The organism is Pseudomonas tructae, assembly GCF_004214895.1.
Lineage (GTDB): Bacteria > Pseudomonadota > Gammaproteobacteria > Pseudomonadales > Pseudomonadaceae > Aquipseudomonas > Aquipseudomonas tructae.
Genome location: NZ_CP035952.1, coordinates 2,820,016 through 2,844,032 on the forward strand (window position 1 = coordinate 2,820,016; position 24,017 = coordinate 2,844,032).

21 protein-coding genes are annotated in these 24,017 nt (G+C 62.6%); 10 read left to right on the forward strand and 11 right to left on the reverse strand.

What is annotated here, in order from left to right; all coding sequences use genetic code 11:
- Together EXN22_RS12980 and EXN22_RS12985 are read left to right on the forward strand one after the other, a co-directional pair.
- The gene (locus EXN22_RS12980; protein ID WP_130264431.1) at positions 1 to 1,542 is read left to right on the forward strand and encodes a class I adenylate-forming enzyme family protein; all 1,542 of its coding nucleotides are present in this window, start codon (positions 1 to 3) and stop codon (positions 1,540 to 1,542) included.
- A 43-nt stretch (positions 1,543 to 1,585) separates the two neighbouring features.
- A complete protein-coding gene (locus EXN22_RS12985) occupies positions 1,586 to 2,932 on the forward strand; it encodes an MFS transporter (RefSeq protein WP_130264432.1) in 1,347 nt (448 codons plus the stop codon).
- Between the two features lie 31 nt (positions 2,933 to 2,963).
- On the opposite strand, the gene EXN22_RS26490 is transcribed toward EXN22_RS12985, so the two are convergent.
- From EXN22_RS26490 to EXN22_RS12995, 3 genes are read right to left on the reverse strand one after another with little or no spacing between them, the layout of a single operon-like run.
- Positions 2,964 to 3,086, reverse strand: a complete 123-nt coding sequence (locus tag EXN22_RS26490; protein ID WP_267903246.1) for a hypothetical protein — start codon at positions 3,084 to 3,086, stop codon at positions 2,964 to 2,966.
- 35 nt (positions 3,087 to 3,121) lie between these two features.
- Complete coding sequence (locus tag EXN22_RS12990; protein WP_130266815.1) at positions 3,122 to 4,033, reverse strand: magnesium transporter CorA family protein; 912 nt, start codon at positions 4,031 to 4,033, stop codon at positions 3,122 to 3,124.
- Positions 4,033 to 5,610 carry a RimK family protein gene (locus EXN22_RS12995; protein ID WP_130264433.1) on the reverse strand — a complete coding sequence of 526 codons (1,578 nt, stop codon included), beginning with the start codon at positions 5,608 to 5,610 and terminating at the stop codon, positions 4,033 to 4,035. Before EXN22_RS12995 ends, EXN22_RS12990 begins: the two co-directional genes overlap by 1 nt.
- A 94-nt stretch (positions 5,611 to 5,704) precedes the next feature.
- Between EXN22_RS12995 and EXN22_RS13000 the strand changes: the two genes are divergently transcribed.
- Positions 5,705 to 6,799, forward strand: coding sequence for a GNAT family N-acetyltransferase/peptidase C39 family protein (locus tag EXN22_RS13000; RefSeq protein WP_130264434.1), 1,095 nt, complete (start codon positions 5,705 to 5,707; stop codon positions 6,797 to 6,799).
- A gap of 19 nt (positions 6,800 to 6,818) precedes the next feature.
- On the opposite strand, the gene EXN22_RS13005 is transcribed toward EXN22_RS13000, so the two are convergent.
- On the reverse strand, positions 6,819 to 7,208 hold the full coding sequence (locus EXN22_RS13005; RefSeq protein WP_130266816.1) for a cytochrome c: 390 nt from the start codon (positions 7,206 to 7,208) through the stop codon (positions 6,819 to 6,821).
- A 261-nt stretch (positions 7,209 to 7,469) separates the two neighbouring features.
- Here EXN22_RS13005 and EXN22_RS13010 point away from each other — a divergent pair, with 261 nt between their 5' ends.
- The 4 genes from EXN22_RS13010 (at position 7,470) to EXN22_RS13025 (ending at position 14,481) form a co-directional block, all read left to right on the forward strand.
- Entirely contained in the window at positions 7,470 to 8,609 is a 1,140-nt protein-coding gene (locus EXN22_RS13010) for a MexC family multidrug efflux RND transporter periplasmic adaptor subunit (RefSeq protein WP_130264435.1), read from the forward strand.
- 16 nt (positions 8,610 to 8,625) lie between these two features.
- The gene (locus EXN22_RS13015) at positions 8,626 to 11,754 is read left to right on the forward strand and encodes an efflux RND transporter permease subunit (RefSeq protein ID WP_130264436.1); all 3,129 of its coding nucleotides are present in this window, start codon (positions 8,626 to 8,628) and stop codon (positions 11,752 to 11,754) included.
- Positions 11,754 to 13,157, forward strand: a complete 1,404-nt coding sequence (locus EXN22_RS13020; RefSeq protein WP_130264437.1) for an efflux transporter outer membrane subunit — start codon at positions 11,754 to 11,756, stop codon at positions 13,155 to 13,157. Before EXN22_RS13015 ends, EXN22_RS13020 begins: the two co-directional genes overlap by 1 nt.
- 586 nt (positions 13,158 to 13,743) lie before the next feature.
- Positions 13,744 to 14,481, forward strand: coding sequence for a hypothetical protein (locus tag EXN22_RS13025; protein ID WP_130264438.1), 738 nt, complete (start codon positions 13,744 to 13,746; stop codon positions 14,479 to 14,481).
- 232 nt (positions 14,482 to 14,713) lie between these two features.
- Here EXN22_RS13025 and EXN22_RS13030 read toward each other — a convergent pair whose 3' ends face one another.
- The 7 genes from EXN22_RS13030 to EXN22_RS13060 all read right to left on the reverse strand — a co-directional run bounded on the left by EXN22_RS13030 (position 14,714) and on the right by EXN22_RS13060 (position 21,674).
- Entirely contained in the window at positions 14,714 to 15,274 is a 561-nt protein-coding gene (locus EXN22_RS13030) for a TetR/AcrR family transcriptional regulator (RefSeq protein ID WP_130264439.1), read from the reverse strand.
- Positions 15,275 to 15,445: 171 nt separating this feature from the next.
- Positions 15,446 to 16,987 (reverse strand): ABC transporter substrate-binding protein, encoded by a 1,542-nt coding sequence (locus tag EXN22_RS13035; RefSeq protein ID WP_130264440.1) that lies wholly within the window; start codon positions 16,985 to 16,987, stop codon positions 15,446 to 15,448.
- Positions 16,988 to 17,021: 34 nt separating this feature from the next.
- On the reverse strand, positions 17,022 to 17,996 hold the full coding sequence (locus tag EXN22_RS13040; protein WP_130264441.1) for an ABC transporter ATP-binding protein: 975 nt from the start codon (positions 17,994 to 17,996) through the stop codon (positions 17,022 to 17,024).
- Positions 17,993 to 18,979: an ABC transporter ATP-binding protein gene (locus tag EXN22_RS13045; protein ID WP_130264442.1), complete on the reverse strand. Its 987-nt coding sequence runs from the start codon at positions 18,977 to 18,979 to the stop codon at positions 17,993 to 17,995. The genes EXN22_RS13040 and EXN22_RS13045 overlap by 4 nt, the downstream gene beginning before the upstream one ends.
- Complete coding sequence (locus tag EXN22_RS13050; RefSeq protein ID WP_130264443.1) at positions 18,976 to 19,836, reverse strand: ABC transporter permease; 861 nt, start codon at positions 19,834 to 19,836, stop codon at positions 18,976 to 18,978. The genes EXN22_RS13045 and EXN22_RS13050 overlap by 4 nt, the downstream gene beginning before the upstream one ends.
- Entirely contained in the window at positions 19,833 to 20,780 is a 948-nt protein-coding gene (locus EXN22_RS13055) for an ABC transporter permease (RefSeq protein ID WP_130264444.1), read from the reverse strand. Before EXN22_RS13055 ends, EXN22_RS13050 begins: the two co-directional genes overlap by 4 nt.
- A gap of 3 nt (positions 20,781 to 20,783) precedes the next feature.
- A complete protein-coding gene (locus EXN22_RS13060) occupies positions 20,784 to 21,674 on the reverse strand; it encodes a proline iminopeptidase-family hydrolase (RefSeq protein ID WP_130264445.1) in 891 nt (296 codons plus the stop codon).
- A gap of 175 nt (positions 21,675 to 21,849) precedes the next feature.
- On the opposite strand from EXN22_RS13060, the gene EXN22_RS13065 reads away from it, so the two are divergent.
- From EXN22_RS13065 to EXN22_RS26680, 3 genes are all read left to right on the forward strand, one after another.
- Positions 21,850 to 22,611: a LuxR family transcriptional regulator gene (locus EXN22_RS13065; RefSeq protein WP_130264446.1), complete on the forward strand. Its 762-nt coding sequence runs from the start codon at positions 21,850 to 21,852 to the stop codon at positions 22,609 to 22,611.
- A gap of 96 nt (positions 22,612 to 22,707) precedes the next feature.
- Positions 22,708 to 23,607, forward strand: a complete 900-nt coding sequence (locus EXN22_RS13070; RefSeq protein WP_130264447.1) for a proline iminopeptidase-family hydrolase — start codon at positions 22,708 to 22,710, stop codon at positions 23,605 to 23,607.
- Between the two features lie 174 nt (positions 23,608 to 23,781).
- Positions 23,782 to 23,916 carry a DUF3892 domain-containing protein gene (locus EXN22_RS26680; protein ID WP_218567647.1) on the forward strand — a complete coding sequence of 45 codons (135 nt, stop codon included), beginning with the start codon at positions 23,782 to 23,784 and terminating at the stop codon, positions 23,914 to 23,916.
- The last annotated feature ends 101 nt before the right edge of the window (positions 23,917 to 24,017 follow it).

Sequence of the window (24,017 nt, forward strand, 5' to 3'; positions counted from 1 at the left end):
ATGAACATCGCCCATTGGCTGCGCGATGCAGCGCAGCGCTGGCCGCGACGGGCGGCGCTCTTCGAGGGGTGCCGGCAGGTCGCCGACTACCAGGGCTTCGCTGCCCGGGCCCGGGCCCGCGCCGTGCAGTTGCGCCATGAGCATGGCATCGTGGCGGGCGAGCGGGTGGCCTTGCTGATGAAAAACAGCTGCGCCTATCTCGAGCTGCTCTATGCCATCTGGTGGAGCGGGGCGGTGGCGGTACCGATCAACAGCAAGCTGCACCCACGGGAGGCAGCCTGGATTGTTGACAACGCCGGGGCGCGGTTGGTCTACACCGATGACGGCGAGGTTTTTACCGGGACCAACCTGCCGGCCGGCTGCCACGAACTGGGCGTACCCGAACCGACTTTGTCAGGCCCGTTGGCGGACGACGAACTGCTGGAGCCGCATCCGCAGGCGGACACCGATCTTGCCTGGCTGTTCTACACCTCCGGCACCACCGGGCGCTCCAAGGGCGTGATGCTGTCCCATGGCAACCTGGTCGCCATGTCCTTGTGCTATCCGCTGGACGTCGACCCCGTTAGCGCTGATGACGCAGTGGTCTATGCTGCGCCGATGTCCCATGGCGCGGGCCTCTACAACTTCATCCATGTGCGCTGTGGCGCCCGCCACGTGGTACCGGTGTCCCGAGGATTCGAGCCGGCGGAGCTGTTCGAGCTGGCCCGGGAGCTGGGCCAGGTCAGCCTGTTTGCCGCACCGACCATGGTCAAGCGCCTGGTCGATCAGGCCCGGCAGCAGGGTTATGACGGCGAAGGGATCAAGACCATCGTTTACGGCGGCGGGCCGATGTACCTGGCGGACCTCGCCCAGGCCCTGGACACCTTCGGGCCGCGCCTGGTGCAGATCTACGGCCAGGGTGAATGCCCGATGACCATCAGCGCGCTGTCCCGGGAGGTCATCGCTGACCGCAGTCACGCCGATTGGCCGCGCATCGCCGCTTCGGTCGGGCGTGCCCATGCCTGCATCGAAGTGCGCGTGCTGGATACCGCAGGCCAGCCCCTGGCCCGGGGCGAGCCGGGGCAGATCGCCGTGCGCGGGGCCACGGTGATGCAGGGTTACTGGGATAATCCGCAGGCCACCGGCGAGGCGCTGGTCAATGGCTGGCTGCTCACAGGCGATATTGGCGTGCTGGACGAGCAGGGCTACCTGACCCTGACCGATCGCTGCAAGGATGTGATCATCTCCGGTGGCAGCAACATCTACCCGCGCGAAGTCGAGGAAGTGCTGATGCAGCACCCCGAGGTGTTCGAGGTGTGCGTGGTGGGCGAGGCCGACGCCCTGTGGGGTGAGTCGGTGGTGGCCTTCGTGGTGTTGCGCACACCTCACAGCCTCGATGCCCAGGGGCTCAGTCAGTGGTTCCTGGCGCGCATGGCCTCGTTCAAAAAGCCGAAAAAATACCTGTTCTGCCCCGAGCTGCCGAAGAACAGCTATGGCAAAATCCTCAAGACCCGCTTGCGCCAGTGGTTGCAGGACCCCACGGAGCCTTTGAGCAACCTCTGAAGCACGGCATTTCATGGATAGCACCACGACAGGAGTCCCCACTATGGGCGTGTCATCTTCCAATTCCCAGCGCCAGCGCCAGCGGCGCCGGGCCTTCATCGGCGCCACTTCCGGCCACTTGATCGAGTGGTACGACTATGGCGTCTACGGTTTTCTGGCCCTGTACATCGGCAAGGCCTTCTTCGTCTCCGACGACCCCACCAGCAGTTTGCTGGCGAGCTTTGCCGCCTTTGCCCTGAGCTTCTTCATCCGGCCCCTGGGCGGCCTGTTCTTCGGCCCCCTGGCCGATAAGATCGGCCGGCGCAAAACCCTGATCACCGTGTTGATGATGATGGCCGGCTCGACTTTTCTGCTGGGCCTGCTGCCGACCTACGCCAGCATCGGCATCGCCGCGCCAGTGCTGCTGGTGCTGATCCGCTGTGTACAGGGGTTCTCTGCCGGTGGCGAGATCGGCACCATCACCAGCTTCATTTCCGAGTACGCCGGCCCCGGGCGCCGAGGGTTTGCCACCTGCTGGCTGATGGTCACCGCAGTGCTCGGCCTGGTCCTGGGCGGCGTCGTGGCCAACGGCATGACCTGGGCCCTGGGCGCCGAGCTGATGCAGGAGTGGGGCTGGCGGATTCCGTTCCTGATCGCAGGGCCGTTGGGCTTCATCTCGCTGTACATCCGCCTGAAGCTGGAAGACAGCCCGGAGTTCCTGGCCCTGGTCGAGGCCGGGGAAACTTCCAAGGCGCCGCTGCGTGAAGTCTGGCAGTGGAAGCGCTCGATTGCCCTGGTGTTTTTCATCATCACCCTGCACAGCTCGATCTTCTACCTGGTGCTGACCTTCGCCTCGACCTACATGGCCAACACCCTCAAGTTCGACAGCGGCACCACCTTGCTCTACGTGTTCGTCGCCAGCCTCTCGGCGGCGCTGGTCATGCCCCTGGGCGGCGCCTTCACCGATCGCTACGGGCGCAAGCCGTTCCTGATGGTGATCGGCACCTTGGCGACCCTGGCCATGTACTGGTTCTTCAAGGCCGCGCCCGGCGCCACCCCGGCCACCTTGATCTGGCCGCTGATGGCCGTGGCGATCCTGTTCGGGCTCTACGCATCCTCGACCTACGCGCTAATGAGCGAACTGCTGCCGACCCGCATCCGCTCCACCGGCATCGCCGTGGCCTACAACATCCCGGTGGCGGCGTTCGGCGGCAGTGCGCCGCTGATTTCCACCTGGCTGATCAAGGTGACCGGCGACATCACTGCACCGTGGTACTTCTACGTGGCCACCGGGGTTGTCTCGCTGCTGGCGTTGCTGGTGTTGCGCAAGGAGGATTTTGTGGCCTGTGACCCGGTGGTTCGAGCACAGGGGAGTGCGGCCGGGCTGCGCTTGGTCAATTCACAGCCTTGAGCTGCCGGTGGGTGCCAGCATGAGCTGGCGCCTACTCGGGGGAGCGATCTTCAGGGTTGGCGGGTTTGCTGGTGCGATGCTCGAGCAGACTGATAAGGGCACCGGTGATTGCAATCAGGGCCAGCATGAACAATCCGATGTCTGAATTTTCCACCGTTGTACTCCTGTAAAAGTGTCTAGGAAGATGAGTCACGCCATGCGTTTGAGTGCGTAAGCCATGGCCGCGCCAAGACCGGCCATGGCCGCCAGCAATCCGGGAAATGCCAGCCACCAGGGCACTCCCGAGGTCATCATGCTGAACTCGGACATGCCACCGATGCTGGCGATGAGGTTCAGTGGCAAAAACACCACGTTGATCAGGGTGAGGTTGCGCAGCGCCTGGTTCATGCTGTTGTTGGCCAGGTTGGCGCGGGCTTCGATCAGGCTGTCGAACAGCCGGGCGTGGATTTTCGCCTGTTGGTAGCTCTGTTCGTTCTCGATGATCAGGTCATTGAGCGTTTCAAGCTGGGCCGAACTGAAACCATGGCGCCGACCGTGGCTGCGCAACAGCTGTAGCACCGCGCCGTTGCTCTGGATGGCGTTGACGTAATACACCAGGCTCTCGCTCAAGTTGTACATCTGCACCAGTCGCGCGGGGGCCATCGTTCTGCTGAACTGCTGCTGGATTTCGCGCGCCACCTGCTTGACCACGCGCAAGTGGCCCAGGTAGTGATGCACGCTTTCATCGAGCAGGGCCATCAGCACGTCCAGTGGGCTCTGCAGCAGCGTGCCGCCATGCAGACTGTTCAATAACGAATTGGTTGCGCACACCACCACCAGGCGCTGCTCGCTCAGCACCACGCCAAACGACGACACGTTGAACGCACGACCGTCGAAGCTTTCCGGACGTTTCCAGACCAGGAACAGGTGATCGGGCTTGATCTCGATACGCGCCACTTCATCCGGATCGAGCGAGCTTTCCAGCGCTTGCAGGCTGATGCCCAGTTGCAGGTTGAGGGCCTGGCGTTCGCCTGCTCCGGGTGCAATGCACAGCCACACCGTTGCCAGCTGTTCAGCGCTCGCGCACAGCTTGCCCTCATGGATGCAATAGGTTTCGATCATCACGCCTGGCCACGTTGCTTGAGTTCCAGGCGCTGGATGAAGGCCTGCAGCACCCGCCGGTACAGTTCATCACCGAGCACGGCATCTTCAATGCCGGCGTCCAGGTTGGGGTTGTCATTGACTTCGATGACCAGCACCCGCTCACCGCACTGCTTGAGGTCGACACCATAGAGGCCTTCGCCAATCAGGCGCGCGGTATCGACCGCAAGCTTGACCACTGCAGGCGGCGCCTGGTCGACAGGCACCGCCCGGCACTTGCCATTGACTTCGTCGGCCAGCGCCTTGTGGTTGTAGATTTGCCAATGGCCCTTGGACATGAAGTACTGGCAGGCGTACAGGGCTTCGCCGTTGAGTACGCCGATGCGCCAGTCGTATTCGGTGTAGCAGTACTCCTGGGCGAGCAGCAGCACCGAGTGCTCGAACAGCTCCTGGGCAGCGTTGGCCAGGGCTTGCGCATCGGCGACCTTGATGACCCCACGGGAGAAACAGCCGTCCGGAATTTTCAGCACCAGCGGAAAGCCCAGGCGCCGTCCCACCTGTTCCAGCTCCTGGGGCCGATCCTTGTAGAGAATCTCCGTTGCCGGCATGCCCAGGCTGCGGCGCTTGAGCAGGTCGGCCAGGTAGACCTTGTTGGTGCAGCGCAAGATGGAGGAGGGGTCATCGATGACCACCAGGCCTTCGCTCTCGGCTTTCTTGGCGAAGCGGTAGGTATGGTCATCGACCCGTGTGGTCTCACGAATGAACAGCGCGTCGAATTCTGCAAGCCGCGCATAGTCTTTTTTCTCGATCAGTTCGACGTCGATGTCGAGCGCTTTGCCCGCTTCGACGAATCGCTCCAGTGCCAGGGTGTTGGAAGGCGGCAAGGCTTCGGCGGGGTCGTGCAGTATCGCCAGGTCGAAGCGGGCAATACGCTTGGACGCGGGTTGGCGCCAGGTGCGGCGGTTGAAGGCATCCAGCGCGTCGGCAAACACATGCTGTTGCTCATCGCGCAGCTTGTGCAGCGCCCCGGCCTTGATTCCGGCGATCTGCCAGGCCTCGCCGCGGCGAAACTCCACCAGCAAGATGGGGCAGGGGAAGGCTTCGAACAGTTGCCGGCCCAGTGCCTGCAGCGGCGTGATGAGGGTCTTGCCAAAATACAGGGTCAGGGTGAAACCCTCGGTGCTGCCATAGGGATGGTTGACCAGGGCAGCTTCGAGGGTGCGTTCCAGATCATCCAGGCCCACACCGTACAACGCCTTGCGCGACAGCTCGCTGATGCTGCGTACCGACGGCAGCACCTTGTGCCCGCGTGCTTCGGCCAGCAGCGAACAGTAATAGCCCTGGCCCAGGTACTTGTAGTTGCGGCACAGGTTGATGACCTGGGTCCGCCCGGCGCCGTCGTCGCTGTGTTCCAGGTAGTCCTGGGCGAGCATCAGGCTCTCGCTGGGCAGGTAGCTGGCCCAGTCTTCCTTGCGCTCCACCAGGATCAGCAGGCGGTTGCCGGCGCGCCGCGTACTGGGAGGTTCTTCGCTGAGGGTTATTGTGGAACGTTCGGATTTGTCCAATACTTCGGCCATGTTGGCTTGCACCGCTGACATGAGTAGTCGATCCCAGTTGAAGTGAACAGACCTTCAATAAATCACGGGTTAATCCCCCTGTCCCGGTTCGTTACTCAAACATTACGGTGTTGCCATGGCTTTTGATTTTCGCTTTGCATCGATGGCCGATATCGACCATCTGGTCGCGCTTGAACAGGCGTGTTTTACCCTCGATCGCCTGAGCCCGCGCAATTTTCACTGGATGCTCAGCCGTGCCAATGCCAGCCTGGTGGTTGCCGAGCAGGACGGGCAACTGGCCGGTTATGCACTGCTGCTGTTTCACCGCGGCACCTCGCTGGCGCGCCTGTACTCCATTGCGGTGGGGCGGGCCTTTCGTGGGCATGGCCTGGGCCAGCGCTTGCTGCAGCAGGCCCAGGCGACGGCGCTGACGCGCAATTGCGCCTGGCTGCGCCTGGAGGTTCGTGCGGACAACCCAGCGGCCATCAGCCTCTACGAGGCCAACGGCTACCGGCGTTTTGCCGTGGTCGATGACTACTATGAGGATCACGCCCAGGCGCTGCGCTACGAGAAGCGCATCCTGCGCCATGCTCCGCCACCGGCCCGGCAGGTGCCTTATTACCCGCAAACCACGGAATTCACCTGTGGTGCGGCGTGCCTGTTGATGGCCATGGCGGCGATCGACAGCAAGCGCTCGCTCAATCGCGCCGAAGAAATCCAGTTGTGGCGTGAAGCGACCACGATATTCATGACTGCCGGTCACGGCGGGTGTAGCCCCCAAGGCCTGGCGCTGGCCGCCTGGACGCGCGGGTTTGCGGTGCGCCTGGTGCTGAGCCAGGCAGGCTCGCTGTTCCTCGATGGGGTGCGTAGCCCGGAAAAAAAGGCCGTCATGCAATTGGTCGAAGACGGCTTTGCCCGCTCATTGGCAGATACCGGTGTCGAGCAACGCATTGGCGTGCACTTGGACTTGGCGGCGGCCTTGTCGGCAGGCTTCAAGCCGCTGGTGCTGATCAGCAGCTACCGATTTACCCGGCTCAAGGCGCCTCATTGGGTCGTGGTGACCGGCTGCGACGAGGAATTCGTCTATCTGCACGATCCGGATGTGGATCACAGCCGCCAGCGGCAAAGTCTTGATTGCCAGCACCTGCCGGTGAGCCATGCCGAGTTTCAGCGCATGAGCACCTTCGGCAGGCAGCGCGTGCGTGCCGCGGTGATGCTGCGGGCGCGCTGACGGTAGCCGCAGCAGGTTGCTAGGCACGTCGTGATTTTAAAATCACATCGCTCATGTATTGATTCAGGTCGCGCAGATCCTGAACGCTCCAGGCGTGCGGCGGTATCTTTACACCGTTCTGCTGCAACGTTTTGGGAATCAGATTGCCATTGGGGCGAAGTATCACGGAGGACACAATAACGCCCGGGTACGCCTTGAGTCGTTGCTTGAAGTTCGACGAGGTAAGGTCAGGTGTTGGCGGGCTGCTTTTATTGGCCAGTGGTCCCGTCCCTTTGATATCAGCGCCGTGACACACGGCGCACCTTTGCACGAAGAGGTTCTTGCCATTGGCAGTGTCTGCGAAGGCGGGCGCTGTTGGCGTAAGAGATAGGATCGCCAGCAAAGCGATGGGTGATCGTTTAATTTTCATTCTGCCTTGATGTTTAAGTGGGGCTTGCTGCGAGGGCAAGGCCAGCGCTTCCAATGCAACGTGCTCGCAGGGTAACAAAGCACTGGAGAATGGCGAAAGGGGCGACGGCATGCTCTTGGCAGGCCGCTGCGCTGGGTGGATAGGGAGGATCGTCTGCGAATTACCTCACAGGTGTTAAATGGATTCTAATGAGACAAAATTGACTCATTAGGGTTTTGTCGGCATCATCTGCACCGTTTTCAATCGAGGCGCGGGTGAGTGATGGGCAAGACAGGTGCAATAAGGATGGTTGTGTTGGCAGGAGCAATTGCATTGTCGGGGTGCGGCCCGGCTGAGGAGCAGGTTGCTGCGGCCAACACAAGCTACCCGGTGCAAGTCGTGAGCGTAGTGGCTGAGCCGTTGGCCCTGGCCTCCGAGTTACCAGGACGGGTTGAGCCCATGCGGGTCGCCGAGGTGCGCGCGCGGGTGCCGGGCATCGTTTTGCACAAGCGCTTCGAAGAGGGGGCTGACGTCAACGCCGGGGAGGTGCTGTTCCAGATCGACCCTGCGCCCTTCAAGGCTGCCCTGGCACGTGCCGAGGCTGACCTGGCCCGCGCCCAGGCCGTGCAGCAGGAGGCCCAGGCACGGCTCAAGCGCTATGAACCGCTGGTCAAGATCGAGGCGGTCAGCCAGCAGGACTTCGACAGCGCCACCGCCGAACTGCGCAGCGCGCAAGCGGCCGTACGCTCCGGCCAGGCCGACGTGCAGACTGCACGCCTGAACCTGGGCTACGCCACCGTCACCGCGCCGATCTCTGGGCGCATCGGCAGGGCTCTGGCCACCGAAGGCGCGCTGGTCGGGCAGGGCGACGCCACGCTGATGGCACGTATCCAGCAGCTTGACCCGATCTATGTCGATTTCACCCAGTCAGCGGCGGACGCCTTGCGCCTGCGTCAGTCCCTCAACAATGGCGACCTGGCTGGCGGTGACGACAAGGCGTTGAGCGCTCAGGTAGAGGGTACCGACTTTCAGCGTCAGGGCGCGCTGATGTTTACCGACGTGGCAGTCGACAGAAGTACCGGCCAGGTCACCCTGCGCGGTCGTTTCGACAATGCCGACGGCATCCTCTTGCCGGGCATGTACGTGCGTGTGCGAACCCCCCAAGGCACCGCTCAGCAGGCGCTGCTGGTGCCGCAACGCGCGGTGCAGCGTGACAGCAATGGCGAGGCGCGGGTGATGGTGGTCGGCAGCGGTAGCCTGGCTGAGGCGCGCAGTGTGCGCACCGGGGTGATGCAGGGCGCGCGCTGGCAGATCATCGAGGGCCTGCGCGCCGGTGATCAAGTCATCGTCGGTAGCCCCGCCGGCCTGGCCCCGGGTATGCCGGTGCTGGCGACCCAGGCACAACAGGCCGCGGCAAAGTAAGGCGAGGGTAAAGCGAATGTCCAAGTTCTTCATCAATCGGCCGAACTTTGCCTGGGTCATGGCACTGCTCATCTCCTTGGCCGGCTTGCTGGTGATCCCCGCGCTGCCGGTGGCCCAGTATCCCAACGTGGCGCCGCCACAGATTTCCATTACCGCGACCTACCCGGGTGCTTCGGCCAAGGTGCTGGTGGAGTCGGTGACCAGCATCATCGAAGAGTCGCTCAACGGCGCCAAGGGCTTGCTGTACTACGAGTCCACCAACAACTCCAACGGCGTTGCCGAGGTGATGGTGACCTTCGAGCCAGGCACCACGCCGGACATGGCCCAGGTCGATGTGCAGAACCGCTTGAAAAAAGCCGAGGCGCGCATGCCTCAGCCAGTGCTGACGCAGGGGCTGAAGGTCGAGCAGGCCAGCTCCGGCTTTCTGCTGATCTACGCCCTGACCAGCAAGGCTGGTGAGCGTGGCGATACCACGGCGCTGGCCGACTATGCCGCCCGCAACATCAACAACGAACTGTTGCGCGTGCCGGGGGTTGGCAAGCTGCAGTTCTTTGCCTCGGAAGCGGCCATGCGGGTCTGGGTCGATCCGCAGAAACTGGTGGGCTACGGGCTGTCCATCGACGCCATCAACACCGCTATCCGGGCGCAGAACGTCCAGGTGCCGGCCGGCAGCTTCGGCAGCACGCCAGGTGCCAGCGAGCAGGAACTGACCGCGACCCTGGCGGTGCAGGGCACGCTCGATACCCCGGAGGCCTTCGCCGGTATCGTTCTGCGCGCCAACCCCGATGGCTCCAGTGTGCGCCTGGGCGACGTCGCACGCGTGGCCATTGGCAGCGAAAACTACAACCTGTCCTCGCGCCTGGACGGCCATCCGGCCGTTGCCGGTGCCGTGCAACTGGCGCCTGGCGCCAACGCGATCCAGACCGCGACGCTGGTCAAGGAGCGCCTGGCGGAACTGTCGCAGTTCTTCCCTGAAGGCGTCGAATACTCGGTACCCTATGACACCTCGCGCTTCGTCGACGTGGCCATCGAAAAGGTGATTCATACCCTGATCGAAGCCATGGTGCTGGTGTTCCTGGTGATGTTCCTGTTCTTGCAGAACGTGCGTTACACCCTGATCCCGTCGATCGTGGTGCCGGTGTGCCTGCTGGGTACGCTGATGGTGATGAAACTGCTCGGTTTCTCGGTGAACATGATGACCATGTTCGGCATGGTGCTGGCCATCGGCATCCTGGTGGACGACGCCATCGTGGTGGTGGAGAACGTCGAACGGTTGATGGGTGAGGAAGGCCTGTCGCCAGTGGACGCCACCATCAAGGCCATGGGACAAGTGTCCGGGGCGATCATCGGTATCACCCTGGTGCTCGCCGCAGTGTTTCTGCCCTTGGCGTTCATGTCGGGTTCGGTGGGGGTGATCTACCAGCAGTTCTCCGTGTCGCTGGCAGTGTCGATCCTGTTCTCCGGCTTCCTGGCCCTGACCTTCACCCCAGCGCTGTGCGCCACGCTGCTCAAGCCGGTGCCCCATGGGCACCATGAAAAAGGCGGCTTTTTCGGTGCGTTCAACCGCAGTTTCGCGCGCCTGTCCGAGCGTTATTCGGTAATGAACAGCGCCCTGGTGGCCCGTGCGGGTCGCTGGATGCTGGCCTACGTCGGCATCCTGGTGGTGCTCGGTTATTCCTACCTGCGTTTGCCGGAAGCCTTCGTACCGTCGGAGGACCTGGGCTACAGCATTGTCGATGTCCAGCTGCCGCCGGGCGCCAGCCGGGTGCGTACCGATCATACGGCCCAAGCGCTTGAGACCTACCTGATGTCGCGTGAAGCGGTGGCCAGTTCGTTCATCGTCAGTGGCTTCAGTTTCTCGGGGCAGGGTGATAACGCGGCGTTGGCATTCCCAACCTTCAAGGATTGGTCGGTGCGTAGCAAGGCGCAGTCGGCGGAGGCAGAAACCGCGGCTATCAACGCGCAGTTTGCAGCCAATGGCGACGGCACCATCACCGCCGTCATGCCACCGCCGATCGACGGCCTGGGCAACTCCGGCGGCTTCGCCCTGCGCCTGATGGACCGCGGCGGCCTGGGGCGCGAAGCGCTGCTGGCCGCTCGTGATCAGTTGCTCGCGCAAGCCAACGGCAATCCGGTGATTCTCTACGCAATGATGGAAGGTCTGGCCGAAGCGCCGCAATTGCGCCTGCAGATCGACCGCGAGAAGGCTCACGCCCTGGGCGTCTCCTTCGAAGCGATCAACAACACCCTGGCCACGGCGTTCGGCTCGGCGGTGATCAACGACTTCACCAATGCCGGGCGCCAGCAGCGTGTTGTGGTGCAGGCCGATCAAGGCGAACGCATGACGCCGGAAAGTGTGCTGCGCCTTTATGCGCCCAACGCCAATGGCCAGCAGGTGCCGTTCAGTGCCTTCGTCACCACCCGCTGGGAGGAAGGGCCGGTGCAGTTGGTGCGCTACAACGGTTACCCGTCGATCCGTATCGCCGGTGACGCCGCACCGGGCCACAGTACCGGTCAGGCGATGGCCGAGATGGAGCGTCTGGCCAGCGAGCTGCCGCCGGGCATCGGTTATGCCTGGACCGGCCTTTCGTACCAGGAGCAGGTGTCCAGTGGCCAGGCCGCCGGCCTGTTCGGCCTCGCCATCGTCCTGGTGTTCTTGCTGCTGGTGGCGCTGTATGAAAGCTGGGCGATCCCGCTGACGGTGATGCTGATCGTGCCGATCGGCGCCCTGGGTGCGGTGTGGGCGGTGATGGCCACCGGCATGCCGAACGATGTGTACTTCAAGGTCGGCCTGATCACCATCATTGGCCTGGCGGCGAAGAACGCCATCCTTATTGTCGAGTTCGCCAAGGAATTCTGGGAGAAGGGCTACAGCCTGCGTGACGCTGCCATCGAGGCTGCACGCCTGCGTTTGCGCCCGATCGTGATGACCTCCATGGCCTTTATCCTCGGCGTGGTTCCGCTGGCCATTGCCAGCGGTGCGGGTGCGGCGAGCCAGCGCGCCATCGGCACGGGGGTGATCGGCGGCATGCTCAGCGCCACCTTGCTGGGAGTGGTGTTCGTGCCGATCTGTTTCGTCTGGGTACTGTCGTTGCTTAAAAGCAAGCCTGCTCCTGTGCAACATGCTGTCGAGGTCAACGAGTGATGGTCATGGGTAATCGTGTTGTTGCGTTGGTCCTGGCCTTGACCCTGGCGGGCTGTTCCCTGGCGCCGACCTATCAGCGTCCCGAGGCACCGGTGCCGGCACAGTGGGGTGGCGCTGCAGTAGATCACGGCCAGAGGGTCGAGTCTCTGGACTGGCAGGCGTTTATCGTCGATCCGGTGTTGCGTCAGCTGGTCGGTACCGCGCTGGACAATAACCGTTCGCTGCGCCAGAGCCTGCTGGATATCGAACAGGCCCGTGCGCAGTATCGGATCCAGCGCGCCGACCGGCTGCCCGGCGTAAATGCCGGTACCTCCGGCAATCGCCAGCACCTACCTGCGCAGTTGTCGAACGACGCAGGTGAAGGTGTTAACAGCAGCTATCAGGTAGGGCTGTCGCTGCCAGAGTACGAGGTGGACCTGTTCGGTCGGGTCAAGAGCCTGAGCGATGCGGCGCTGGCGCAGTACCTGGCCACCGAGGAGGTTGGCCGCGCTGCGCGCATTGCCCTGATCGCTGAGGTCAGCCAGACCTACCTGACGCTCGATGGCGCCGAGCGGAGCCTGGCGCTGACCCGCCAGACACTGGCCAGTCGAGAGGACTCGCTGGCACTGGTCGGCCAGCGGCGCGCCGCCGGGGCGGCCACTGCGCTGGACCACCAGGAAGCGCTGGGGCTGGTCGAGCAGTCCCGTGCGCAGCTTGAATCCTCGCTTCGCCAGCAACGCCAGGCCTACAACGCCCTGGTGTTGCTGCTCGGCAGCGCGGACGCGGCCAAGGTGATTCCGGGCGAGCGAGCGAATCAGCCGATGGTGCTACAGGACATCATGCCTGGCGCGCCGTCGGCACTGATCGAGCGTCGTCCGGACATCCTCGCCGCCGAACGACAGCTGCAAGCGCGCAATGCCGATATCGGCGCGGCGCGGGCGGCGTTCTTTCCACGAATCACTCTGACCGGCAGCTTTGGCACCTCCAGTGCGCAGATGTCCGGGCTGTTCGACGGCGGTTCACGTAGCTGGAGCTTCATGCCGCAACTGTCGCTGCCGCTGTTCGATGCCGGCCGTAACCGTGCCGGGCTGAGCCTGGCCGAGGTGCGCAAGGACTCGGCGGTGGCGGCCTATGAAGGCACGATCCAGACCGCATTCCGTGAAGTCGCCGATGCGCTGGCCGCGACCGATACGCTGCGCCGTGAGGAAATCGCGCGGCGGGCGCTGGTTGATACCAGTCGGGCGACCCTGGCGCTGGCCAAGGCGCGCTATGAAGGCGGCGTAGACAGTCACCTGCGCTACCTGGATGCACAGCGCAGCCATTTTGTGAATGAAGCGGCCTATATCCAGTCCAGCACACAGCGTCAGCTGGCACTGGTCGACCTGTTCCGCGCCTTGGGCGGGGGCTGGTCGAAAAAGGCCTAGGCAACGGCTCCTTTGGTTGGCCTGTCCAACTCCTGCCCCTGGATATCATGTCCAGGGGCTTTTTTATGGTTCTTCACGCAGTCCACAGGGACGATACTCCTGTGGCGTCGCTACCGGCTTCCTGTAGGAGTGGGCTTGCCCCACGATGGATGTAACGGTCACCCTAAAACGGGCAATCGAAGATAAAGCCAGCCCAGACGCCGCCCGTAACTTTGCGACTTCAGAAGGCTGAGCGCAGGTGTCTGGAGGGGCTGTGCGTAGCACCTTCGGCATCAGCCGAAGACGCGAGACGGAGACTTGGCGTAGCAAGTCGTAGGCCGCGATGCTCCGCAAGGCACCGGAGCGAGGGAACCCGAAGCGCAGCATAGTGCCGTAAGGGCGGAAGGGGCCAGGTGCATCAGCCATATCGAATGGATAAGCTCTGGGCACCTAGCATCCCTTGAAAGCGAGAATTCGAAAATGAGCAGATATTGAAATAGCCATAAGCCAGGAAATTTCTTCAGGAGAAACTATTGGCCGGCCTTGAAAGGTCAAAAAAATAATAAGAGAATAATGAAGTGAATTTAGCCGTGTCTTCGGGGTGATAATGAAAAAAAAGGGTTGTTTGTTGGATGGGGCCAGGTGGAGAGCAATAAGCCTTCTTATAGGGTTTTTTCTTAAGTTCTCAGGGTTCGTTGGTCTTATCAGTATCTTTGATGATCTTAAGGCGTGGAAAGCTTTTTGGGATACGTCTATTGCATGGGTAGGCTCAGTTAGCTTGAGTTTGGCTGTCATTCTCGAAAAAATACCACAGGCTATTCATAGTATTGCGGTTACATGGCGCAGCGTTTTACATCCTATAGTCGACTTTTTAACGGGCTGGCTGCCATTTGCAGTTCCTGCCACGCTCAAGGATCTTATACTGCTAGGAGTTTTTCTCGCAGTCGGGCGGAGGCGGGCTCGTAAGATATGGTCAAATAGTTATGCGCTGAAACAAGAAAAAATTAACTTCTTAATGTACAAATACCTCAAGGTCCCCATCAACCCATTTATATCCTATTCTAAAGTTGATGTTAGAGATTTCTTGCTAGCAAAAACTGCAGACCCCACAATATTGACCCCGCAGCATGAGCGTCTACTGAGTAGATTTGACAAGCACTTTGGAGAGGATGCAGCTGTGTTTGCGTATGCTGTGCTCAACGATCCCGGAGTGGAAATGGCAGAGAGAGATCAACTTCCAGCGCTGAATATGTCAGACAAGGGGAGGCTTGTAACGCACTGTGTGGTCGGCTTTTTTGTTGCCTTGTTGTTGATTGATTATATCTATTTTTCTAGTGGCTGTTGAATTTGTGCCTGGTCGCCGTTGTGTAAGCCCTCTGCGAAATGCATCAGAGTCCGCCCATGCTGAATTGAAAACGGGTTTGGAATTATTTTTACAAACAGTAAAATCCTCTTGTTCGCCTGTTTCTTTCATGGGCTTCGCGGCAATACATTTCGTACAGAGCCTAAATGTTTCAGCTTCTACAGCGGCGCCCCGGGATTCCTTGAAGAGCCTTGTTATGAGCGCTGAAAGTCGCTCACTGGCAGGGCGACACGGCACCATGAAGGAACAGCAGTTCCAGAGTCTGGACCGATGTTGCGCTGGCCGCACGTCCGCGGCGCTCGGCGTCGACGATGCCGTAGACCATGCTCAAGAACATCTCGGTAAAAATGGCGGCGCTGATGTCGATGCGAAAAACACCGGCCTGCTGCCCACGCAGAAAGAACGCATCCAGGGCGTCGGCATAGGATCGCCAGGGTCGGTTCGCTTCGCTATCGTCGAATGTGTCAGGACGGTACTGGAACAGCAGGAAGACCATCATCTCACGATGCTTGAGATGCTCGGTGATGAGGTGGCGCAGGGCGGTCAACGGCTCGGCGTTTTTCAGGTCGCCCTCGAGGATGACCTGATTCAGCGTCCGTTCACCATGACTCTCCAGCATGCTCACCAGGTTGTCACGGGTGCCGCAGAATCGGTGCAGGGTTGCCTTGCTGACACCCGCTGCTTCGGCCAGTTCTTTCAACGTGGCCCGGGGATGGACGACGATGGCATTGGCCAACGCTTTGAGCAGGCGCTCGTCGGTTACCGGAAGGGACATTGAGGTTTCTCACATTGCTAGCTGAGCGGGCATTGTGACGCAAATGCCAAGCTCTGACACTCATATGATTTAAAAATGACTCATATGAAACTTTTCTAGCAGGTTTCAGGTCGGCTGCATCCAGATGCAGCGCCGGAGCCGCCCCGATGGACGGCCCTGGCATTGGCTGCTTCAGTTCTGCGCGGTCTTTTCACCGGCTTGCAGTTTCACCGTCTCTTCGAGGGTGAAGCGCCCCAGCGGGTTTTGCAGGAAGTTCTGGATATTGCTGCGCGAAATATTGATGTACGGGCTGTAGTACAGGTCGATCCAGTGGACATCCTGTTTGGCCAGCTTCTGCAGCTCCTGATAAATCTGCTTGCGTTTGCCCGGGTCGATCTCCACCCGGGCCGCCGCCACCAGCTCCTTGACCTTGTCGTTGTGATAGCGGGTCATGTAGTTCATGTTGGTGTCGTGACCGAGCACGAAGGTGGTCTTCTGGTCCGGGTCCAGCACGTCGTTGGTCCAGTACATCACCGACAGGTCGTAGTCGCCATCGACCAGCATCTGCCAGCTCTGGGTCGGATCGACCTTCTGCAGGTTGGCGGTGATGCCGACATCGGCCAACTGCTTCTGCACCAGCACGGCGATCTGCTCGTCGGCCTCGTTGCCAGCGTTGACCACGTAGTTGAGTTTGAGCCCCTCGACGCCAGCCTTCTTCAGCAGCTCGCGGGCCTTGGCCGGGTCGAAGGGGCGTTGCAGGTTGTTGGCGTTGTGATAGAGCGCGCCCTTGGGAATGTATGAATAGGCCACTTCGCCGTGGCCAAAGGTCACCGTGTCCACCAGCGCTTTCTTGTCGATCGCAAGGTCAATCGCCTCGCGCACCGCAGGTTGTGCCAGCACCCCTTTCTCGTGGTTGATGAGCAGGTGGTCCTCACGGGTCGAAGGGTCGATGTGAATGGTCAGGCTCGGGTCCTTGCGCAGGGCATCGACACGGGAGAAGGGCACGAAGATCGCCGAGTCCAGCTCGCCGGCCTGGACCTTGAGCATGCGGGTGTTGTCGTCGGGGATGGAGATCCACTCCACACCATCCAGGCTGACCTTGTCGGCCTCCCAGAAGTGCGGGTTCTTTTCCAGGATCACCCGATCACCGCGCAACCACTCTTTAACCTTGAAGGCACCGGAGGTCACCGGTTCCTGGGCGTAGGCCTCCTCGCCGATCGCATCCATGGCCTTTTTCGACAGGATCGAGACGTTGGCGGTGGCCAGTTGCGCAAGGAAGGGCACCGACTTGTTCTTCAGTGTCACCACCAGGGTGCGCTCGTCCGGTGCTTCGGTCTTGTCGATGATCTTATAGGAGTCGGCCCACAGCGAGCCGGGGTTGTCGCGGATGCGCAGCAGGGAAAACGCGGCATCGCTGGCGCTCAGCGGCGAGCCATCGGAGAACTTGGCCTCGCGAATCTTGAAGGTATAGGTCAGGCCGTCGTCAGAGACCTTCCAGCTTTCGGCCAGGCCCGGGACCAGCCGGGTGCCGCTGTTGTCCACGCGCACCAGCACGTCGTAGACGTTGGCAAAAACCCAGCTGTCGCGGTTCTGCGCGCTCTTGATCGGGTCGAAGGTGGTGCTCTCCTCACGGCAGCCGATGGTCAGCACGCCGGCTGCCTGGGCCATGCCGGCGGCCAGGGTGCTGGCGGCCAGCACGGCGGCGGTGAGTAACTTCAATGCGGTGGGTTTCATGCTCAAGCTCCGTTTGATGGTCATGGTTGTTGGGTCAGTACGGCGGCCGCGGATGGATACAGGCATGGCGCCGGGCACCCTGTACGTGGCTGGGCGGCGCGGTTTCGCTGCAGGTAGGCAGCGCATGCAGGCAACGTGGCTGGAAGGCGCAACCCGACGGCAGTTGCAGCGGGCTCGGTGGCTCGCCGGCCAGCGGGCGTTCTGGCAGGCGGCGGGCCGGGTCGATGTCGGCGATCGATTGGATCAGCGCGGCGGTGTAGGGGTGATGGGGCGCGTCGAATACCTCATCCACCGGGCCTTCCTCGACGATCTGCCCCAGGTACATCACCGCCACCCGGTCGCACAGCCGGCGCACCACGCCCAGGTCGTGGGTGATGAACAGCAGCGCCAGGCCCATGCGTTCGCGCAGCGTCAGCAGCAGGTTGATGATCTGCCCCTGGATCGACACATCCAGGGCAGCGACGCATTCATCGGCAACGATCAGCCGCGGCTCGATGGCCAGGGCCCGGGCAATGCCGACCCGTTGGCACTGGCCGCCGCTGAGCGAGCCGGGCTTGCGTTCGGCCAGCTCGGCGCGCAGGCCGACCAGCTCGAGCAGTTCGGCGACCCGCGCCGGGATCCGTTCGGCAGGCACCTTGCGCTGCACCTGGAGGACTTCGGCGAGGATCTGGCCGACGCGCTGGCGCGGATTGAGCGCCGCGTACGGGTCCTGGAAGATCATCGCCGTCTCGCGGCGCAGGCGGGCGATGTCGACCTTGCGGCCCTGGGTCATGTCGATGCCGTCAAACAGCACCTGCCCAGCGCTGACCGGATTCAGGTGCAAGATGGCCCGGGCCAGGGTGCTTTTGCCGCAGCCCGATTCGCCCACAAGGCCCAGGGTCTGGCCGGCGGCGAGGGTCAGCGAGGCGCCGTTGACCGCCTTGATTGTGCGCGGGCGCAGGCCGAACAGGCCGCCGCCGGCGGTGGAAAACTGCACATGCAGGTCATTGACCTGCAACAGCGTGGTCATGACGGGCCTCCGGCCAGCAGCGGGGTGTGGCAGGCCAGGCGGTGGCCGGGGCCGCTCTCATGCAGCTCCGGTAGCTGCTCGCGGCACCGCGGCAGCGCCTGGGCGCAACGCGGCTCGAAGCGACAGCCCGGGGGCAGGGCATCGAGCAAGGGCGGTTGCCCGGCAATGCTATTCATCAGCCGCGCCTGGGGTTGCTGCGCAGGGTGGCAGGCCAGCAGCCCGGCACTGTACGGATGGCGTGGATGGGCCAGCAGCTCGTGCTTGTCGCCGTGCTCGCAAAGCCGTCCGGCGTACATCACGGCGATGCTGTCGCAGGTCTGCGCTACCACCCCCAGGTCGTGACTGATGAGAATCATCGACAAGCCGCGACGGTCACGCAGCTCCAGCAGCAGGCGCAGGATCTGCGCCTGCACGGTGACGTCCAGGGCGGTGGTGGGTTCGTCGGCGATCAGCACTTTCGGGTTGCAGCCCAGGGCCACGGCGATCATCGCCCGCTGGCGCATGCCGCCAGAGAACTCGTGGGGGTAGTTGTCGACCCGCAACTTCGGATCGGGAATGCCGACCTGGCGCAGCACCTCGATGGCCTCGGCCCGTGCCTCGCGGCGCGACGCGCCCTGGTGCAGGCGGATGCCCTCGGCGATTTGTTCGCCGATGCGCATCAGCGGGTCCAGGTGGCTGCTGGGGTTCTGGAAGATCATGCCCAGCTCGCGTCCGCGCAGGCGGCGCATACCGGCCTCGTCCAGTTGCAGCAGGTCGCGGCCCGCCAGGTGCACAGACTTACCCTCGATGCGCAGGTCGGGCGAGGGCAGCAGGCGCATCAGGGCACGGCAGGCCAGGGTCTTGCCCGAGCCGCTTTCGCCCACCAGGCCGAGGATCTCGCCCTGGCCAAGGTCGAACGACAGGCGCTCGACCAGGGTGACTTCACGGCGGTCGTTGCGGGCGATCACGCTCAGCTCCCGAACTTGCAGCAAGGGTGTGCTCATGAGCGCTCTCCAAGGCGTTCGGCGACGCCATCGGCCAGCAGGCTGAAACCCATGGCCAGGGTCACCACGGCAAGGCCAGGGAAGGTGCAGATCCACCAGGCACGGGTGATAAAGCTTTGGCCCTCGGCCACCATCGTGCCCCACTCCGGGGTCGGTGGCTGCACGCCAAGGCCCAGGTAACTGACGGCGGCGCCGTTGAGCAGCACCAGCACGGCGTCCGACATACAGAACACCACCGAGCCGAACAGGGCATTGGGCAACAGATGGCCGAACAGTGTGCGCCGGTGGCTAAAACCCAGGCTCCTGGCGGCCAGGGCGAAGTCGCTGTGCTTGAGCACGAGGATCTGTGAGCGGATCAGCCGTGCATAGGACACCCAGCCCACCAGCGCCATGGCGATGTAAAAGCTGCCAAGGCCGGGGCCGAGAATGGCCATGATCGCCAGCATCAGCACTAGGAAAGGGAAGGCCAGGACGATGTCGATCAGGCGCATGCAGGCGTTATCCAGCAAGCCGCCGATGTAGCCGGATATGGCGCCGATGCCGGTGCCCAGCAGGAACGGAAAGATCACCCCGATCAGGGCCATCTGCAAGTCGATACGCGCGCCCCAGATCACCCGTGACAGCACGTCGCGGCCGAAGTTGTCGGTGCCGAAGGGGTGCGCCAGGCTGGGGGCGGCCAGGCGCAGCTCGGCGTTCTGCAACAGCGGGTCGAACGGGGCGATCCACGGCGCACACAGCGCCAGCAGGCACCAACCGAGGACGATGGCCAGGCCGCAATACAGGGTCAGGCGGCCATTGCCCAGGTTCCAGCTCAGGCGCCAGCGGATCGAAGCAGTGGGGCTGTGGCTGCGGCTCATTGGATCTTCACCCGCGGATCAAGGGCGGTGGTCAGCACGTCGGCGATGAAGTTCACCGCCACCGTGGCACAGGCCAGCACCATGGCCACGCCCTGGACCACCATGTAATCGCGGGTGAAGATGCCGCGCACCAGCAACTGGCCGATGCCGGGCAAGGAGAACAGGCTCTCGATGACCACCGTGCCGCTGATCAGCCAGCCGATGTTGACCGCCAGCAGGTTGATCGTCGGCACCATAGCGTTGGGCAAGATGTGCCGCCGCAGTAACGCGCCTTCACCCAGGCCGCGGGCGCGGGCCGCAGTGACGTGGTCGGCCTGCATCTCCAGCAGGAGGCTGGCGCGCAGGTTGCGCACCAGCACCGCCGACAGCGCCAGGGCGATGGTCAGGCAGGGCAGCACCAGGTGCTGCAGCTTGTCGGCCCAGGTCCGGCCATAACCGGACACCGGCAGCAGCCCCCAGTGCACGCTGAACAGCAGGATCAGCATCAGGCCCAGCCAGAAGGATGGCAGGCCCAGGCCTGCGGTGGTGAACAGGCGGATCAGGTTGTCGGTCCAGCCGCCCTTGTGGCGGGCGGCGAGGATGGCCAGCGGCACGGCGATGAGCAGCGCCAGCAGCACGCTGCCCAGCACCAGCATCAGGGTGGGTTCGATGCGGCTGGCGATCAGGGGCAGGGCATCGATCTTGTACAGCAGCGATTTGCCCAGGTCGCCGTTGAGCAGGTTCTTCAGGAAGTACAGGTACTGCACCCAGAGCGGCTCGTCCAGGCCGAACTGGGCGCGGATCTTCTGGATCGCATCGGGGGTGCTGCGCGCACCCAGCAACACCCGCGCCGGATCGCCCGGAATCGAGCGGACCAGCACGAAGGTGATGATGCTGATACCCAGCAGCACCGGCAGCAGTTGCAACGGGCGGATCAGGACGAACCGGTAGCGTGCCAGGTTCATCGATCAGCCCCGGTTGCGCTGCAGGAAATCCAGCAACACCGGGAAGTAGGCTTGCGGCTCTTCGTAGAACGGCATGTGGCTGCTGTTGGCGAACACGTGCAGCTCGGCCTGGTCATGCAGTGCCAGTTTCATGCGCAGGGCGCAGGCAGGGGTCAGTTCGTCGTGCTGGCCGGTGGTGATCAGCACCGGCATCTGGAACTTGCCCATGTGCTCCAGGCGGTTCCAGTCCTTGAGGTTGCCGATGTAGAGAAACTCGTTGGGGCCCTGCATGGTGGTGTAGGGGCCCATATTCCAGTCGCCCAGCGAGCGTTTGACCGGTGCGGGCCACTCGTCGAGGCGGCACACATGGCGGTAGTTGAGCAGGGTGACGGCGGCCTGGTACTGGGGATGGTCAAGGTTTCCCATGGCCTCGAAGCGCTGCATCATCGCCACGGTTTCGCTGCCCAGGGCGCTGCGCAGGCGTTCCAGCTCGCCGATCAGGTGCGGGATGTCGCCGACGGTGTTTTCCAGGACCAGGCTTTTCAGCGACTGCGGATGGTGGATGGCGTACTCGATCGCCAGCCAGCCGCCCCAGGAATGCCCCAGCATGTGCACACGCCCCAGGTCCAGGGCCTGGCGGACCTGCTCGACTTCGGCCACGTAACGGGTGATGTTCCACAGGCTGTCGTCGTCGGGGCGGTCGGAGGCGCCGGTCCCCAGCTGGTCGAAGGCAACCACGCGGATGCCCTTGTCCTTGAGCCAGGCATGGGCATCGCGCAGGTAGTCGCAGGGCAGGCCCGGCCCGCCGTTGAGGCACAGCAGCACCTCATCCCCTTCGCCAAAGCTGTACACCACCAGATTGTGGCCATCGACCGATACGTTGAACTGCTGGTCAGGTTGCATCTCACGCCACATCGCTACTCTCCTGTTGGCCATGGCTTAGCGCTATACCCTGCGCAGGAGAGTGCGCCGCCTACAAGCTAGTATTTCTTATAGGTTTTGTCTGGCAGTCCCGCGCCGAGCCGTGGCATTCTACTTGGCGGACTTCAAGATGGAAATCCAACAGGGTATATACACAGGAGTGCAAGGAATGCAGGCCAAGCTGGCTGAGCTCCATACCTGTCTGTCGTTGGCCAGTAGCCTGGACGAACAGATGGACAGCGTCGCTGCCCTTGCGGCGCAACTGGGCTTCGATGCCCTGGTGTACGACTACAGTCCGGTGCCGCTGGATCATCTCGGCGGGCTGATCACCCCCTCGGTGGTCAGGCTGCGCCAGACCCCGAATGATTGGCAGGAGCTGTGGTGCACTGCAGGCTTCTACCAGATCGACCCGGTGCAGCACCTGGCCGTTTCTTCCATCGCACCCTTCGCCTGGTCGTACCTGCCCAAGGGCGAGACCGTCCTGCAGCGCCTGCTCGACCAGCGCCATGCGCCGGTGGTGGGCTATCTGTGCGATGCGCAGCTGGCTTGCGGTGTCACCGTGCCCATCCACCTGCCACGCGGTGGGCTGGCGACCCTGACCGGGCTGCGGCCCCAGGCCAGTCAGCGCGACCTGGACGATGCCCGCAACAATCTCAGCGACTTCAGCCTGATCGCCCATGCCTTGCAGGAGGCGGCCTATCCCTTGCTGGGCAAGGAGGCTGCCGTGCGCGCCATCCGCCTGACCCGCCGTGAGCTCGAGTGCCTGCGCTGGGCTGCCGACGGCTTGACCGCGACGCAGATCGCCGAAATTCTCAACCGCTCACTGGCCACGGTGTCCCTGCACCTGACCTCGGCCATGCACAAGCTGGGGGCGAAGAACCGGGTCCAGGCGGTCGCCCGGGCGGTGCACTACCGTCTGCTCGACACCTGAGTGGTAAAAAATCCGAAAACCTAGAGAACTCTCTAGTTATGCCGGGCCGTGTGTAGCGATATTGTGTACTCCACGATTCGCACGGAGCCGGATGAAATGGAACTCATCAAATCGCATGAAGGTTTTGCCCCGTTCGGCGACTACCAGACCTGGTACCGCGTCACCGGCGACCTGGATTGTGGTCGCACCCCGCTGGTCATCCTGCATGGCGGGCCGGGCTGCACCTACGACTATGTCGATGCCTACAAGGACGTCGCGGCCGGTGGCTACCCGGTCATCCACTATGACCAGCTGGGCAATGGCCGCTCGACCCACCTGCCGCAGATGCCGTCGTCGTTCTGGACGGTGAAGCTGTTCCTCGAAGAGCTCGATAACCTGCTCGAACACCTGGGTATCAGCCAGCGCTATGCCCTGCTGGGCCAGTCCTGGGGTGGCATGCTGGCCAGCGAACACGCGGTACGGCGCCCGGCGGGCCTGCGTTGCCTGGTGATCGCCAACTCTCCGGCAGACATGCGCACCTGGGTCAAGGAGGCCAACCGCCTGCGCGAGAAACTGCCCGAGGACGTGCAGGCCACCCTACTGCGCCATGAAGCCGTGGGCGACTACACCGCCGCCGACTACATCGCCGCCACCCGCGTGTTCTACGACCGTCACGTATGCCGCCTGAACCCCTGGCCGGACGAAGTGGCCCGCACCTTCGCCCAGGTCGACGCCGACCCCACCGTGTACCACGCCATGACCGGACCCAACGAGTTCCACATCATTGGCAGCACCAAGGACTGGACCATCGTCGACCGCCTGGCGCAAATCAACGTACCCAGCCTGCTGATCTCAGGGCGCTACGACGAAGCCACGCCGCTGGTGGTCAAACCGTACCTGGACCTGATCCCGGGTATCCGCTGGGCATTGTTCGAGAACTCAAGCCACATGCCCCATGTGGAGGAGCGGGTGGCTTGCATGGGGACGGTGGTCAAGTTTCTTGATGAGAGTTTGTAGAGTTTGCGGTGGCAGCCTGAGAGCCGCTGATGCCGCCTGGTCAGGCCTGTCCGGATCCGACCCGGTAGGCCTGAGTCCTTATTGGCGCGGTGGTGGTCTGGAGTTCGGAAAGTAACTTGGTCGGCGCTTACTTGGCAATGGCCACACTCGTGCTACGGTACAAACACTTTTTATGTGATTGATCCGGTAAGTGGTGCCCGTGCAGATATCGGTGTCGTACGCGAACCTGGTCGAGCTCCGTATTTGCGCACTTATGCCGATAGGCAATGGAATAATAACTTATTGTCGCTCAATCAGTGCCCCATCTAATTAATCACTGAGTTGCCCTAGTTTTTTAGATGTATTTGATTGACAGCTTTTGGCCGTTTGCTGCCCTCCGCCGAAGGCAGCTTTGGGTCGATAGCCCTCGA